Here is a 16061-nt window from a genome sequence, read left to right on the forward strand (position 1 = left end):
CGTCGTTTCCCGGTATCGTTCCCTCTGATCTTCAAACGTACCCATGGACGAAAACCCTGAGCGGAGCGGGAGATCCGAGTGATGTGAGTGGCCACATTTGTCGCTGAGTCCTGTTAGCTTCGTGCGACATGCGGGTGCTGCACACATCGGACTGGCACCTGGGCCGCTCGTTCCACCGGGAGAGTCTCCTGGCCGCCCAGGGTGCCTTCGTCGACCACCTGATCGAGACCGTCAGATCGGAGCGGATCGACGTGGTCGCGGTCTCCGGTGACGTCTACGACCGGGCACTGCCCTCGGTCGACGCGGTCGAGTTGTGCAACCAGGCGCTGCGGCGGCTGGTCGACACCGGGACGCGCACCCTGCTGATCAGCGGTAACCACGACTCGGCGCGCCGTCTCGGCTTCGGCGCGCACCTCATCGACGCGGCAGGCGTCCACCTGCGCACCGACCCCGAGCGGGTCGGCGAGCCGGTCGTCGTCGACGACGTCGCCTTCTACGGCATCCCCTATCTGGAGCCCGAGCTGGTGCGCGCCCCTTGGGAGCTGCCCGAGCGCACCCACACCGCCGCGATCGGGCACGCCATGTCCCTGATCCGCGCCGACCTCGCCCGGCGCGGACCCCGGTCGGTGGTCCTCGCCCACGCGTTCGTGACCGGGGGGCGGGGTAGTGACAGCGAGCGCGACATCAGTGTGGGAGGCGTCGCGCACGTCCCGGTGTCCGCCTTCGAGGGTGTCGACTACGTGGCGCTCGGCCACCTGCACGGCCGCCAGCGGATGAGCGAGACCGTCCGCTACTCCGGTTCCCCGATCGCCTACTCCTTCTCCGAGGCCGGGCAGGTGAAGGGGTCCTGGCTGGTCGACATCGGCCCCGGCGGGTACGAGCGCGCGGAGTTCGCCGAGGCCCCGGTGCCCAGGCAGGTCGGCCGGCTCACCGGTCGCATCGACGACCTGCTGGCCGCACCCGAGCACGCCCGCTACGAGGACCACTGGCTCCAGGTGACGCTCGTCGACCGGATCCGGCCCAAGGGCGCGATGGAGCGGCTCAGGTCCCGCTTCCCGCACACGCTCGCCCTGTCCTTCGAACCCGAGGGCGGGGCCGGTGAGACCGTCACCCGGCCCAGGGTGGCGGGGCGTCCCGAGATCGAGGTCGCCCTCGACTTCGTCCGCGAGGTGCGCGGCGAGGCCGCCGACCCCGCCGAGACCGAACTGCTGCAGAGGGCCGTCGAGGCCTCCCGCGCGAAGGAGGCGATGGCGTAGATGCGCCCGCACCGTCTGTGGATCACCGCCTTCGGCTCCTTCCCCGGTGAGGAGCAGGTCGACTTCGACGCCCTCGCCGAGGCGGGGCTCTTCCTGATCCACGGCCCCACGGGGGCGGGCAAGACCACGGTGCTCGACGCGCTCTGCTACGCCCTGTACGGCAGGGTGCCGGGCAGGCGCGACAGCGCCAAGAGCCTGCGCTGTGACCACGCGCCCCCGGGGCGCGGGCCCAGCGTGGCGCTGGAGGTCACGATCAGGGGGCGCCGGCTGAAGATCACCCGGTCGCCCGGCTGGCAGCGCCCCAAGCTCAGGGGCACCGGCACGACCAGGGAGAACGAGAAGGCACTGCTCACCGAGCTCGCCCCCTCGGGGGAGTGGGTGGGGCTGACCAACCGGGTCGACGAGGCGGGGGAGTTCATCGGCACCCTGCTCGGTATGAACGCCGAGCAGTTCCTCCAGGTCGCGATGTTGCCCCAGGGGGATTTCGCGAAGTTCCTTCGTGCGGACGGGGAGGACCGGCGCAAGGTCCTGGAGCGCCTCTTCTCGGTGAAGGTCTACGCCACCGCCGAGTCCTGGCTCGCAGACCGGCGTACCGAGGCGTTCCGCGAGCAGCAGGCCCTCCGCAAGGAGGTCGACTTCGCGGTGAAACGCCTTGAGGAAGCCGCGGGGTCCGCGCTCTCGGCCGCGCTGACCGATGCCTCGTCGGATGCCGCGGTGGAGGTCCCGGTGGAGGTCTCGGTGGAGGACGACCCGCTGGGATGGGCCCACGCGGTCGAGGAACTCGCGGCACGGGAGGTCACCCGGCTGAGCGGTATGGGCCTCGGCGGCGAGGCCGCCGTACGGCAGGCGCGGGAGAGCCTGGAACGTGGCACCGCGCTGGCCGACCGGCGCCGCCGCCACGCCGAGGCGCTGACCAGGAGCCGGGCGCTGGAGGAGACCGCCGAGGAGCGGGCGGACCTGGAGACCCTCCTGGAGGAGGCGGCGGCCGCCGACCGGGTGCTGCCGCTGATCCAGGGCGCCGAACAGCGCGCCGAGGCCGCGGCCAAGGCCCGAAGCCTGGCCGCCGACGCCGTCGCCCGCGCACTCCCGCTCGTCGACGCCACCCGGGACGTCGTCCACGACCGTACGGGCACCGGCGAGACAGGTGATCGTCTCGACGTCGGCGCGCTCCGCGACGACGACGCCCGGGACCGGGCGGAGGCCGGCGCGGACCGCCGTCACGCCGTGCTAGGCCGCCTGGTCGAGCTGGAACGCGACCGCCGGAGCGAGATCACCCGCCTGGGCGAGCTGCGCACGGAGGAGTCACGCCTGGCGGAGATCGTCCGGGACCGGGACCGGGCCGCTCGCGAGATCATCGAGTTGGCCGCCGCGCAGGCCGTGGCCGACTCCCGACTGAAGGACATCCCCGAGCTCAGGCGGGAGGTGGAGGAGCGTCTCACCGCCGCCCGTCTGGACGCCGCCCGCATCCCCGCCGCCGAGTCGGCGGTCGAGGGCGCCGTCACCCGCCTCCGGGCGGCCGAGCGGCGCACCCGCCTCGCCGCCGACCTGGCCGCGGCCCGTGCCGACCTCGCCGCTCTCCTGCCAGGGGTCCGCGACGCCTTCGCCGCTCACCCGCTTCCGGGCCAGGCCCATGACGTGCTCGGGACCCGTCGCGAGGGCACCGGCCTGTCCGCCGAGCCCGGTGAGATCCGCGAGGTCCTCGCCGCCCGGGAGAGAGAGTGCGGGCGACAGCTGGCCGGGCTGGAAGGGCTGCGGGTCGAGGAGGCCCGGCTGGCCGAACTCGACGGGCTGATCGCCGCACTCGGCGACGAGCTCGCGGAGGCGGTCCGGCAGGAGGGCGAGGTCCGCGAGCTCTGGGAGGCGCTGCCCGCCGAGGCGGCGGAGGCGACCGCGCGGCTGAACGAGGTCAGGGCCGCCGGGGCGGGACTTCCGGCGGCGCGGGCGCGTGCCGAGGCCGCCACCGCGTTGCTCGCCGCGGTACGGCGCCGCGAGGCGCTCAGCGCCGAGCTGGAGGTCGCGCGCGCGGCCCAGGTGGAGACCACCGACCTCGCGCAGGCGCTCCGCGACCGCTACCAGGACATCCAGCGGTCCAGGATCGAGGGCATGGCCGCCGAGCTCGCCGCCAAGCTCGTCCCCGGCGCCCCCTGCGCGGTCTGCGGCTCGCCCGATCACCCCGCTCCCGCCGCCCCCGCCGACGAGGTGCGCACCGCCGAGGACGAGCGCGCGGCCCAGGGCGTCTACGAGGCGGCCCAGGAACGGCGCCGGGAGGCGGAGACCACGGTCACGGTGCTGCTCTCCCGTCTCGGTGAGGTCCGCGCCGTCGCGGGGGAGGAGACCGGGGAACGGGCGGGGGAGACCCTCGCCGAGGCCGAGCGGGAACTGGAGGCGCTGACCGCCACGGCGAGCGCCGAGGACGCCCTCGCCGCCGAGGTGGAGCGGATCGCCGCCGAACTGGACGACGCCAGAACCCGGATCGAGGAGATCACCAGGCGGCTCGCCGAAGGCCGTGCCCGCCTGGCGGGATGGCAGGCCGAGCGTGACCGCCTGACCGCCCGCCTGGACGGGGCCCGGGGCGACGACCTCACGGTCCAGGCCCGCCGCGACCGCCTGGCGGCGGAGGCCGGGCGTCTCTCCACGGCCCTGGCCGCAGCCGTCCACGCGGTCGAGGTCACCGCGGCCCACCGGGAGGCGAGCGATCGGACCGACCTGGCCGTACCCGACGCCACCGGCGAGCTCGCCGAGGCGGAGGGAGTGCTGGCCACGCTCCGGGCGTCGGCCGAGGCCGAGCCGGCGCTGGCCGCGGAGGCGGCCGGGATCGCCGCCGAGTCCGAGCGGCTCCGGGAACGCTCGCGCGAACTCGCCGTCGGCCTGGCGGCCCGCCGTACGGACGTCGAAAGGCTCGGCGCCGACGCCGAGCGGCTGGCCGGGCGCGTCGACGAGGCACGCGGCCAGGACCCGACGCTGACCGCCAGGCTGGACCGGCTGGCCGACGAGGCGGAACTGCTCAGGGAGGCCGTAGAGGCGGTCAGGGACGAACGGGTCAGCGCCGCCGAGCTGGTGACCGCCCGCGACCGGGCGCTGAGCGCCGTCGTCGAGGCGGGCTTCCTCGGGCTGGACGACGCCCGCGCGGCCGTACGCTCTCCCGCCGACCGGGAGGAGAAGGCCGCCCGCCTCCACGAGCTCGCCACGGAGAGCGCCGCGGTCGCCGCCATGCTCGCCGACCCCGAACTGGTCGCCGCCGCCGCCGAGCCGGAACCTGACCTGTCGAGCCTGCGCGAGGCGCGGGACGCGGCCGACGCCGCCCATGCCCGCCTGCTCTCCGAACGGAGCCAGGCCGAGGGCCGGCTGGCCCGGCTGGCCGCCCTCCGCACCGAGCTGGCCGCCTGCCTGGAACGCTGGCGGCCCGCCGACGAGCAGCACCGCCTGGCCGACCGGCTCGCCGCCCTGACCGGAGGGAACTCCGCCGACAACCGGTGGAGGATGCGGCTCTCCTCATACGTGCTCGGCGAGCGCCTCAGCCAAGTGGTCGCCTCGGCCAACGAGCGGCTCGACCACATGTCGGGCGGGCGCTACCTGCTGGAACACAACCGCGACCGCTCCGCCGGTGACCGGAGCAGGTCCGGCGGCGGGCTCGGCCTGCACATCCTGGACAGCTGGACCGGTGTCGGCCGCGACCCGGCGACCCTGTCGGGCGGCGAGAGCTTCATCACCTCCCTGGCCCTGGCCCTCGGCCTGGCCGACGTGGTCACCGCCGAGGCCGGGGGAGTCGACATCGGCACGCTCTTCGTCGACGAGGGCTTCGGCACCCTGGACGAGGACACCCTCGACGGGGTGCTCGACATCCTCGACGGCCTGCGCGACAACGGCCGCGCGGTCGGCATCGTCAGCCACGTCGCCGAGCTGCGCACCCGGGTCCCCGCCCAGCTGCACATCCGCAAGGAACGCCGAGGTTCGACGGTCCGTCAGTGACCCGCCCGGCGGCGGCATGACGACATGACGTTCTTCTGAGCGCCGCGCGACTCTGAGCGCGCGTGACGACACACTCGGCGGCGTGGCCCGCCGACGGCTCCAGCAAGGCACGAATCGGCGCGTGCCGAACACCGCCTGCCGGGACGGCGCGGCTCGCGGGGGCGTGACCCGATGGCGGCGGTGTCCGCGGGGCCGTGCCGGTGTGTCCTTTCCGTTCGGGGTGCCGCACCGGTGGTGGTGGATCGGATCTTTTAGGGACGGGTTAGAAGCATGTTACGGCTGCCCGGAATTTTAAATCAACCATTGACTCCCTGTTTGTCACTGCTTACTGTTCCTTCCACGTCGTTCGGTTCATCTGAACGCCGTATCGCTGACCGGAACGATGAGGGACTCGATGGGTGCCCACGGTCATATTCACGCCACCGAGAGAGAAAGGGCGACGATGCCGGATCCGGGACCGCTGTTCTCGCCCGTCAGCCTGGGGCCGGTGGCACTGCGCAACCGGGTGTTCGTGCCCGGCCACACCACCAATTTCGGCCTGGACAACCGCCCGACCGCCCGGCACACCGCCTACCACCTGGAACGTGCCAGAGGCGGGGTGGGGCTGATCATCACCGAGGCGGTGCGGGTCCACCCCACCAGCGCCGGCAGGCACATCAGCCTCGGCAGCTTCGACGACTCCTCCATCCCGGCCTACGCCGAGGTCGCGGAGGCCGTGCACGCCGAGGGAGCGCGGATCTTCGCCCAGATCATGCACGCGGGGCGGCAGGCCTCCGGTGAGGCGACCCGCACCGCGGCCTGGTCGGCGGCCGACGTGCCGTGGGCCGCCGGGGCGCACGTCCCGCACGCGATGGGACACGGTGACATCGCCACGGTCGTCGGCGCCTTCGGCGCGGCCGCCCGCCGCATGGCGCAGGCCGGGTACGACGGGGTGGAGGTCCACCTCGGCCATGGCCACCTGCTCCAGCAGTTCCTCTCGCCGGTCACCAACACCAGGACCGACGGCTACGGCGGCGACCTCGACGGGCGTCTCAGGCTCACCCGCGAGGTGCTCGCCTCGGTGACCCGGCAGGCGCCGGACCTGCCGGTGGGCCTGCGGATCAGCGCCGACGAGTTCCTGCCCGGCGGTCTGACGCCGCAGGACATGCTGGAGGTCGTCGGGCTGCTGCGCGATGAGTTCCCGCTCGTCTACGTGCACGTCAGCCACTCGGCCTACCACGGCAGCTACTCGCTGGCGACGCAGATGGCCGACATGAGCTTCGGCCACGCGCCGTTCCGGCACCACGCCGCACTGTTCAAGCGGAGCTTCCCCGGCCTGGCCGTGCTCGCGGTGTGCCGGCTCGACAGCCTTCCCGAGGCCGTCGAGCTGGTCACCTCCGGTGAGGCCGACCTGGTGGGGCTGGCGCGGCCGCACATCGCCGACCCCCACCTGGTCCGCAAGGCGATGGAGGGCCGCTCGCACGAGTCCCGCTCGTGCCTGGCCTGCAACCAGGGCTGCATCGGGCGGCTGGAGAGCAGCCTGCCGATCTCCTGCGTGGTCAACCCCGAGGTCGGCGCCGAGCGGGAGTGGCGGCGGACGTGGGCGGAGCCGCCGCTCGCCGGTACCCGTCCCCGCCGGGTCCTCGTCGTCGGCGGCGGTCCCGCGGGCATGGAGGCGGCGCTGTCGGCCCGGCGCGCCGGTCACGACGTGACGCTCGCCGAGGCCGGTCCCGAGCTGGGCGGCCAGGTGGCGATCGCCGCCCGGGTACCCGGCAGGGAGCGCCTCGCGCTGCTCACCGCGGAACTCAGCCGGGACGTCGCCGCCGAGCGGATCACGATCCTGCTGGGGCACCGCGTCGAGGCGGCGGACCTCCTCGTGGGAGGCCGCCACGAGGGCGTCGACGACGTCATCGTGGCGACGGGCTCGCGACCCCGGCGGCGGGAGCTGCCGGGCGGGCCCCCGGTGTTCGACCTGTGGCAGGCGGTCGCCTCTCTGGAGGACCCGGCCTCACCGCTGCGCGGCACCGTCGCCATCCGCGACGACGAGGGGGCCTGGCCCGCCGCGTCGATCGCCGAGCACCTGGCCGGGCTGGGAGCGAAGGTGCACCTGCTCTCCCCGACCGCCTCGCTCGCCGCCCGCATCACCACGTACTCCAGGCTCGCGCTCACCCACCGCTTCGGCGAGCTGGGGGTCAAGGTCCACCCGCTGCGCGTCCCGCAGGGCGTCGAGGGCGGCCTGCTCACCCTCCGCGACACCCTGTGCGGCGACGTGGAGACCATGTCGGGCGTGACCGCGATCGTCGACGCGGGCACCCCCACCGCCGTGGACGAGCTCTACCGCGAACTCGACGCCCTGCCCGAGGCCCCCCGCGTGCACGTCGTCGGCGACGCCAACGCGCCGCGGACCGCGCTGGAGGCGGTCTACGAGGGACGGCTCGCCGGCACCTTCCTGACCGATGCCGTCAGCGGCGCGACCGCGCTGGCCCGTGCGCGCTGAACCACGCCCCGACCACACCGCCACCGTTCCCCGTCGACCCCGACGCGGCGCCATAGAAGGGCACCGCTCGCCCCCTAGAAGGAGAACCATGATCGATATCGAGGATCGCCTGACCTTCGACGAACGCTCCACCGTGGACTACATCCTGGCGATGCGCAAGAGGTGGGCCGACACGCTCTACCCCGCCCTCGCCGAGGAGTACCGCGCCGACGGCGCTCCCGCGCAGACCGTGGAGGAGGCCGGCGAGCGGTTCCGCAACCTGAACCTCTACTCGTGGTTCAGCCACCTTGAGCGGGTGCAGCAGAAGATGCTGTGGAAGACCGCCGGCGACGCCGTCATCAGCCGCCGTGACGACCTGATCGACCAGCTGGGCGAGGTGCGGGCGCCGAAGGGCAAGCTCGTCCTGAACTCCGAGGTGGAGCTGCCGGACTGGTACACCGACTTCGACATCCACATCCAGCCCGGCGGATTCTTCTCCGACGACCTGTCCGCGTACGTCTACGAGTTCGGCGCGCGGATCGTCATGCTGCGCGACAACGACGGCTACAAGTTCCACCAGTTGTTCACCCAGACCGCGCTGCCCGACCTGCCGGACGCGGCCCGCGTGGTCGACATCGGCTGCGGCTTCGGCAAGAGCACCCGCCCGCTCGCGAACCGCTACCCGAAGGCCGAGGTCATCGGCATCGACTTCGCCGCTCCCGGCCTGCGCCTGGCGCACGCCGAGGCCGAGGCCGAGGGCGTCGCGATCACCTACCTCCAGGGCGACGGCAGGACGACCGGCCTGCCGGACGGCTCCTGCGACGTGGTCACCGGCACGATGGTGCTGCACGAGATGCCGGCCCAGGCCGTGAAGGAGACCATCCAGGAGGCCGCCCGCCTGCTGCGGCCCGGTGGGGCGCTCCGCTTCCTGGAGTTCCAGCCGACCGGTGATCCGTTCAGGGACGCGACGATCTTCGAGCACGCCGAGCGCAACAACGAGCCCTTCTTCCATGACCTGTTCGCCTCCGACCTCCTGGAGTTCTGCCGCGAGGCCGGTCTGACCGACGCGTCCTGGTCCCCCTTCGACGAGCGCAACGAGGGCGTGCGTCCCGAGGGCTGGGGCGACCGGCGCGAATGGCACTTCCCGTGGGCGGCTCTCGCCGCGAACAAGCCGGAGAACTGATGAGCGACGAATTCGACTACTTCCGCGACCGCCACCTTGGCAAGCTGCTCGACCTGGTCCTGCAGCTCAGCACCGACCTGCACGTCGCCAACCAACGGGTGCACGGTCTGGAGGCGCTGCTGGTCCGCCACGGCGTCCTCGCCGAGGGGGAGCTTGACTCCCTGGTGCCGGACGAGGCGGAACGCCGGACCCTGGAGCGCCAGCGCGACGCGATGATGAACCGCCTGATCAGGATCATCGCGGAGAGCGGCCCCGCCGAGCACCCGCTGCGCGACCAGTGGGAAGCCGCCCTGGCGGCCAAGGCCGGCTGATGGCCGCCGGCACGGCGGCCAAGCTCGTCGACCACTACCTGCAACTGTGCGAGGACCGCGACCTCGAAGAGGCCGCCAGGCTCCTGGCACCGGGGGTGCGGCTCGTCTTCCCGGGGGACCTGGTCTTCACCTCACTGCCGGAGATGGCCGCCGGCGCCGGCGGCCGCTACCTGTGGGTGCGCAAGAACCGCGAACGGTACTTCGAGGGTGAAGGTGACGACGACACCGCCGTCGTCACCTCCCTGGGCACCCTGTACGGCGAGGACCTGGCCGGGACCCCCTTCTCGGACATCCGCTACGTGGACGTGTTCGTCATCCGTGACGGTCTCATCGCCGAGCAGCACGTCTACAACGACCTCAGCGAGGCCGGGTTCCCCCTCCCCGGCCTGACACCCCCCACCCCATCGGTTTGACAGAGGTGCCGTACGTGAAGAAATCCCTGCGACTGGGCGTTGGCGCCCTCACCGTCGCGACACTGACCATGCTGGCCGGCTGCGGTGGAGGCGACACCGCCGCCCCCGAGGGCACCGACGGTGCCCAGACCGCCCGAGGAAAGATCACCTTCGCCATCGCCTCGGCGGTCATCGGCCCCAAGGAGGAGGTCGCCGCCTACGCGGTGGCCAAGGACCAGGGCTTCTTCGACGAGCAGAACCTGGACGTCGAGACCATCAACGCCGACGGGTCCGTGGCCGCCATCCAGGCGGTCGCGTCCGGCAGCGCCGACATCACCGCCGCCGACGCGGGCTCGATCCTCGCCGCGGCGGAGAAGGGCGTGCCGGTCAAGGCGATCGGCGGCCTGGTGCAGAACTGGCCGTGGGTCATGGCGGTCAAGCCGGGCAGCGGCATCAAGAGCGGCGCCGACCTCAAGGGCAAGAAGATCGGCGTCATCAGCCTGGCGTCGGGCTCCAGCCCGTACGCACGGGGCTATGTCCGCGAGGCCGGGCTGGACCCGGAGAAGGACGTCGAGCTGCTGCCCGTCGGTGTGGGCGCGCAGGCCGCCGGCGCGATCAGCAGTGGTCAGGTGGACGCGCTCGCGCTCTACACCCAGGCGTACGCCGCGATCGAGAACTCCGGCGTCACCTACGAATACCTCCCCAACCCGGACATGTTCCAGGGGATCCGCTCCATCACCTTCGCCGTGCGCAAGGACGCCTTCGACGAGAAGAAGGACCTGCTGACCCGCTTCCTGCGCGCCGGCTACCAGGGCATGCTCTTCTCCGCGGTCAACAACGAGGCCGCCACCCGCATCGGCTACACGGTCTTCCCGCAGATCCTGGCGGGCAAGTCCGCCGAGGACCGGATCGCCGACGACACCAAGGTCATGGCGGCGTGGCTGAAGAGCGCGACCCCCACCACCGGTGAGCCGGAGACCTTCGCCGACTGGGGCGCGATCAGCGACCAGGAGTGGACGAAGACCGCCGCCTATACCAAGGGCGCCGGGCAGATCACCAAGGACCCGGTGATCGCCGACGTCTGGGACGCGAGCCTGCTGCCCGCGGCCAACGAGTTCGACTCGGCCGCGGTGGTCTCCAAGGCCAAGGCCTACAGCCCGAAGTAACCCCGGCCGTACGCCCGAGGTGACCCGGAGCCGCACACGCCGAAGTGCGCGGCCCCGGGTGACCCGGGGCCGCACCGCCAGAAGTGGATCAGGGCCGGAGCGACCGGCGACCACGACCGACCAGCACCCGAGCATCGAAGAGGAGGGCCGATGGCCATCAGGACCCCCGGCCGCCGCCAGGCCACCGCCGCATCGGCACCGGTGGACGAAGACGCATGGATCGAGGTGGCCGGCCTGCAGAAGCTGTACCGGCCCCGCAGGTCGGAGCCCACCCACGCGCTTTCCGACATCGGCTTCACCGTCAGGCGGGGGGAGTTCATCTCCATCGTGGGACCCTCCGGATGCGGGAAGACCACCCTGCTGAAGATCCTTGCCGGACTGATCCCCAAGAGCGAGGGCGTCGTCCGCGTCGCGGGACGGGACGTGGCCAAGCCGCTTCCCGAGGTGGGCATGGTCTTCCAGGCCGCGACCCTGCTGCCCTGGCGCACCATCCTGGAGAACGTGATGGTCCCCGTCGAGGTGCAGAAGCTCGACGCGGCCGTCTACCGCGAGCAGGCCAGGAACCTGCTGAACATGGTCGGCCTGGACGGCTTCGGCGACAAGTACCCGCATGAGCTCAGCGGCGGCATGCAGCAGCGCGCCGGGATCTGCAGGGCTCTGGTGCACGACCCGTCCGTACTGCTCATGGACGAGCCCTTCGGTGCCCTGGACGCCATGACCAGGGAGTACATGAACGTCGAGCTGCTGCGTATCTGGAAGGAGAGCGGCAAGACCGTCGTCCTGGTCACCCACTCCATCCCCGAGGCGGTGTTCCTGTCCGACCGGGTCATCGTGCTCAGCTCCCGCCCCGGGCGGATCGCCGAGATCGTCCCGATCGAGCTGGAGCGTCCGCGCGATCTCAGCGTGATGTCCTCCGATCGCGCCGGGGTCTACGTGGCACGAATCCGCCAGCACTTCAACGCCGCCGGCGTCATCGACTGACGAGGTACACCACCATGACAACGACCAAGGCCACTGACAGCCGCCCCGCCCGTCCACCGGGCCCGGCACCGAAGAAGAGCCGCCTGAGCGGGTTCGATCTCCGCGAGCGCCCCGAGCTCATCATGGTCCCCGGGGTCTTCGTGATCGCGGTGCTCGCCTGGGAGTTCCTCGTCCAGCCCCTCGGCATCGACGAATACGTGCTGCCCCGGCCCTCGCAGATCGTCGCCTCGCTGACCACCCAGCTCGCCGACGGCCTTTTCTGGTCGCACCTGCTGGTCACGCTCCAGGAGTCCCTGCTCGGCTTCGTGATCGGCGTCGGCGCGGCGATGCTGCTGGGCACGCTGATCTCCCAGGTGCGGCTCGCCGAGCGCACGCTCATGCCGTACATCGTCGCCTTCCAGACGGTGCCGAAGGTCGCCCTGGCGCCGCTGTTCGTCGTCTGGTTCGGCTTCGGCATGACCAGCAAGGTCGTCATGGCGGCGGTCATCTCCTTCTTCCCGATGCTGGTCAACGTCATCGAGGGGCTGCGCTCGGCCGACGCCGACCGGATCCAGATGCTGACCGTGTTCGGCGCGGGCAGGTTCCAGGTCTTCCGCATGGTCCGGCTGCCGAGCGCGCTGCCCTTCATCTTCGCCGGGCTCGACATCGGGATCGTCTTCGCCATCCTCGGCGCGGTCGTCGGTGAGTTCATCGGCGCCAAGGAGGGCCTGGGCTACCTGCTCCTGCAGACCAACTACAACTTCGACATCTCCGGCATGTTCGCGGTCCTGGTGGTGCTCTCCGTGCTCGGCCTCATCGCGCACTCACTGATCCGTTTCGCCCAGCGGCGCTTCGCCTTCTGGGCCGAGGACAGCCGGGTGATCGGCGCATGAGCGATCCGAACCGCTTCGACGGCAGGGTGGCGCTGGTCACCGGCGCGGGCCGGGGCATCGGCGCGGAGATCGCCGCCACGCTCGCGGCCCGCGGCGCCCGGGTGGCCCAGGCCGACGTGACCTCCGGTGACGACTGGCAGGCGCCGCTGCCCGAGAGCGACGGGCACACCCGCCACCACGTCGACGTCCGCTCGGCGGACTCCTGCCGCGCGCTGGTCGCCGAGGTGCTCGCCGCGCACGGCCGCCTCGACCACCTGGTCAACAACGCGGGCATCGTACGGCGGGGGCCGGCGGCCACGATGAGCGAGGGTGACTTCACAGAAGTCCTCGACGTCAACCTCACCGGCACCTTCCGGATGTCCCAGGCCGCCTACCTGGCGCTGCGCGACACGGCCAAAACGGTCGGCGAGAGCGCCGCGAGCGTGGTGAACATCGGCTCGACCAACGGCCACATCGCGGTCCTGGACACCCTCGGCTACTGCGTCAGCAAGGCCGGGGTCATGCACATGGCCAGGGTGCTCGCCCTGGAGTGGGCCCCCGACGGTATCCGGGTCAACGCCGTCGGGCCCACGATCGTGCCCACCGACATGACGGCCGACGTTCGCGCCAACGAGGCGTACATGAAAGACAAGATGGCCACCATCCCCCTGGGCCGTATGGCAGGGGCCGGCGACGTCGCCAACGCGGTCGCCTTCCTGCTCAGCCCCGCCGCCGCCATGACCACCGGTCAGACGATCTACGTCGACGGCGGAGTCACCACCCAATGACGCGTGAGGAGTGCTCCATGCCCAAGCCCGATGTCGCCGCCGCACTGGCCGCCGTCGACGCACACCTCGACACCTTCGTCGAGGAACTGCAGCAGCTCTGCCGGATCCGCAGCCGCCGCCAGGAACCCGACCAGATGGTGGCCACCGCCGACTTCCTCGCCGCCTCGATCGGCCGCTGGGGCGGCAGCGCCGAGGTCATCCCCTGGGAACACTCCCACCCGTACGTGCTGGGCGAGATCGGCGGCGGCGAGCCCGCCCTGCTGCACTTCAACCACTACGACGTCGAAGTGGAGCCGACCGGAGACGAGGACCGGTGGATCAGCCCGCCGTACGCGGCGGAGATCCACGACGGGCGGCTGTACGCGCGAGGCGTCGCCGACGACAAGGGCGCCCTCATGTCGCGCGTCCACGCCGCGGCCGTGTGGCGGCTGTCCGGCCAGGAGGCGCCGGTCACCAGCCGTTACATCATGGAGGGCAAGCAGTGGCTGCACAGTCCCGGCCTCGGCTCGTTCGTCCGCGCGCACGCCGACCGGCTGGCGAGCGACGGCACCCTGTGGGAGAACTCCTGGATCGACGCCCAGGGCAGGCCGCTGCTCAAGCTCAGCGAGAAGGGTGTGCTCTACCTCAGGCTGACCGCCACCACGCTGACGCGTGAGCTGACCAGCCAGAACACCGCACTGCTCCCGTCGGCGACCACCCGCCTGGCCGCCGCGCTGGCGAGCCTGCAGCGTCCCGACGGCACCGTCACCGTGGCGGGCTTCGCCGACGACGCGCGGGTGCCCACCGACGAGGAGCGGGAGCTGCTGGGCCGGCTGCACTTCGACGGCGACTTCCTGCGAGCCAGGGCCGGAGTCGACTCCTTCATCGGCGGCCTCGACGACGCCCAGGCCGCGGTCGAGATCCGCACCCGCCCGACCCTGACGGTCGCCGGCATCGTCGGAGGCGACAACCGCGACGACATCACCCTCGGCATCCCGGCCACCGCCGCCGCCAAGGTGGAGATCCGCCTGGTCGCCGGGCAGGACCCCGATCGGGTGCTGCGGGCCGTCGGCAAGCACCTGGCCGACAACGGCTTCGGCGACGTCACGATCGAGGTCATGGCCACCAGCAGTCCGAGCGCCACCGACCACCGCGACCCGTTCGTGTCGCTGGTCGCCGACGCGGCCCGCCGTGCCTACGGCGCCGAGCCCGTCATCGAGCCGTACACGCAGTGGATCGGCAACCAGGGCGTCATGGGTGGGCGCCCGATCGTCGGCATCGGCGTCTCGCGCGCCGACTCCGGGGTCGACGGCCCCAACGAGAACATCCTTGTGGAGGACTACCGCATGGGTATCAAGCACGTCGTCGAGGTCATGGCCGCGATGGCGGTGAACCGGTGAGCGCCACCCACCTGCGCGGTGCCTCCGAGCGCGGTTACCTCGACCTGCCCTGGGGTCAGGTCCACTACCGGCGCGCGGGCGACCCCTCGGCGGTCCCGCTGCTCATCCTGCACCAGTCGCCGCTGTCGTCGGCGACCTACGAGCCCGCCCTCGCCGCCCTCGCCGCGCACGGCCTGTACGTCGTCGCGGTCGACACCCCCGGTTTCGGGATGTCGGACGCGCCCGGCGAGCAGTGGTCCATACCGGACTACGCGGCGGCGACGTGGCGGATCGCCGACGCGCTCGGCCTGGGGAAGGTGCACCTGCTCGGGCAGCACACCGGCGCCGTGGTCGCCGCCGAGGCGGCGCTCACCGCCCGCGACCGGGTGAACGGCCTGATCTTCCAGGGGCTGCCGCTGTACGACGACGCCGAGCGCGCGGAGAAGAAGGCCGGCTACGCGCCGGGCTACCGGGTCGCCCACGACGGCGGCCACCTGAAGACGATCTGGGACCGGGTCTACTGGCTCTACCCGCGGATCTCGGCGGAGTCGGCCAGCCGCCAGGTCGCCGAGTATCTCAGCGTGGGCCCCGACTACGCGGTCGCCTATCGGGCGGTCTTCGACCACCGTCTGGACACCGCCGCGCTCGCCGGCATCCCCATGCTGCTGCTGCACGGCGGCGACGACGTGGTGGCCAGGATGAACGACGTCGTCCAGGCGGCGCTGCCGGGCGTGCCGCTGGTCACCATCCCCGGCGGCACCGACTTCGTCGCCGAGGAGCAGCCGGAGATCTTCGCCAAGGCGGTGGCCGAGCACGTGCTGGCGCACCGGGCCGCCCGGCCGGAGGCGACGTTCAAGCCGATCTACACCGCGACCGTCGAGGTCCAGGGCGGTCGCGCGGGTAGTGCCCGCTCGCTCACCGGCTCACTGGACCTCGCCCTCACCAGGCCCGCCGACCGCACGTCCGGCGACACCGGCACCGACCCCGAGGAGCTCTTCGCCGCGGGATACGGGGCCTGCTTCGCCGGCGCCCTGGGGGTCGTGGCCCGGCGCGAGCGGATCGGTCTCGACCCGGTGAGCATCACCACGTCGGTGACCCTCGGCTCGGTGCCCGGTGGGAAGTACGCGATCACCGCCGCGCTCGGCATCTCCGCGCCGCACGTTCCGCAGGCGGACCTGGAGCGGATCGTCGGCATCGCCGACGGCCTGTGCCCCTACTCCAACGCGATCCGAGGTAACGCCGACGTCACGATTGAGGTCCTCGGTGGTTCTCCGGACAGCGCTGTCCTATGACATTCACATGATCTCTCCCCCTACCGCGTCGCCTGCCGCGCGCGCCCTGACCAACGAGG

General features: G+C 72.1%; 12 protein-coding genes. All 12 read left to right on the plus strand.

Annotated elements, in window-relative coordinates; genetic code table 11:
• Nucleotides 1-128 precede the first annotated feature (128 nt).
• The 12 genes from ACFQVD_RS02825 (at nt 129) to ACFQVD_RS02880 (ending at nt 16002) form a co-directional block, all read left to right on the plus strand.
• Nucleotides 129-1256, plus strand: a complete 1128-nt coding sequence (locus ACFQVD_RS02825) for an exonuclease SbcCD subunit D (RefSeq protein ID WP_343980149.1) — start codon at nt 129-131, stop codon at nt 1254-1256.
• Nucleotides 1257-5225, plus strand: a complete 3969-nt coding sequence (locus ACFQVD_RS02830) for an AAA family ATPase (RefSeq protein WP_386270492.1) — start codon at nt 1257-1259, stop codon at nt 5223-5225. It abuts the gene before it with no gap.
• 442 nt (nt 5226-5667) lie between these two features.
• The gene (locus ACFQVD_RS02835) at nt 5668-7701 is read left to right on the plus strand and encodes an oxidoreductase (protein WP_364148214.1); all 2034 of its coding nucleotides are present in this window, start codon (nt 5668-5670) and stop codon (nt 7699-7701) included.
• Between the two features lie 88 nt (nt 7702-7789).
• Entirely contained in the window at nt 7790-8863 is a 1074-nt protein-coding gene (locus ACFQVD_RS02840; protein ID WP_343963321.1) for a class I SAM-dependent methyltransferase, read from the plus strand.
• Nucleotides 8863-9174 (plus strand): hypothetical protein, encoded by a 312-nt coding sequence (locus tag ACFQVD_RS02845; protein WP_343963322.1) that lies wholly within the window; start codon nt 8863-8865, stop codon nt 9172-9174. The genes ACFQVD_RS02840 and ACFQVD_RS02845 overlap by 1 nt, the downstream gene beginning before the upstream one ends.
• Nucleotides 9174-9587 (plus strand): nuclear transport factor 2 family protein, encoded by a 414-nt coding sequence (locus tag ACFQVD_RS02850; RefSeq protein WP_343963323.1) that lies wholly within the window; start codon nt 9174-9176, stop codon nt 9585-9587. Before ACFQVD_RS02845 ends, ACFQVD_RS02850 begins: the two co-directional genes overlap by 1 nt.
• Nucleotides 9588-9601: 14 nt before the next feature.
• On the plus strand, nt 9602-10732 hold the full coding sequence (locus ACFQVD_RS02855; protein WP_343963324.1) for an ABC transporter substrate-binding protein: 1131 nt from the start codon (nt 9602-9604) through the stop codon (nt 10730-10732).
• 150 nt (nt 10733-10882) lie between these two features.
• The gene (locus ACFQVD_RS02860) at nt 10883-11713 is read left to right on the plus strand and encodes an ABC transporter ATP-binding protein (protein ID WP_343963325.1); all 831 of its coding nucleotides are present in this window, start codon (nt 10883-10885) and stop codon (nt 11711-11713) included.
• A 14-nt stretch (nt 11714-11727) separates the two neighbouring features.
• The gene (locus ACFQVD_RS02865) at nt 11728-12585 is read left to right on the plus strand and encodes an ABC transporter permease (RefSeq protein WP_343963326.1); all 858 of its coding nucleotides are present in this window, start codon (nt 11728-11730) and stop codon (nt 12583-12585) included.
• Nucleotides 12582-13352, plus strand: a complete 771-nt coding sequence (locus tag ACFQVD_RS02870; protein ID WP_343963328.1) for an SDR family NAD(P)-dependent oxidoreductase — start codon at nt 12582-12584, stop codon at nt 13350-13352. The genes ACFQVD_RS02865 and ACFQVD_RS02870 overlap by 4 nt, the downstream gene beginning before the upstream one ends.
• Before the next feature lie 17 nt (nt 13353-13369).
• The gene (locus ACFQVD_RS02875) at nt 13370-14731 is read left to right on the plus strand and encodes a M20/M25/M40 family metallo-hydrolase (RefSeq protein ID WP_343963329.1); all 1362 of its coding nucleotides are present in this window, start codon (nt 13370-13372) and stop codon (nt 14729-14731) included.
• Entirely contained in the window at nt 14728-16002 is a 1275-nt protein-coding gene (locus ACFQVD_RS02880) for an Ohr family peroxiredoxin (RefSeq protein ID WP_343963330.1), read from the plus strand. The genes ACFQVD_RS02875 and ACFQVD_RS02880 overlap by 4 nt, the downstream gene beginning before the upstream one ends.
• Nucleotides 16003-16061 lie beyond the last annotated feature (59 nt).

This window comes from Streptosporangium amethystogenes subsp. fukuiense (assembly GCF_042665875.1).
GTDB classification, from domain to species: Bacteria; Actinomycetota; Actinomycetes; order Streptosporangiales; family Streptosporangiaceae; genus Streptosporangium; species Streptosporangium fukuiense.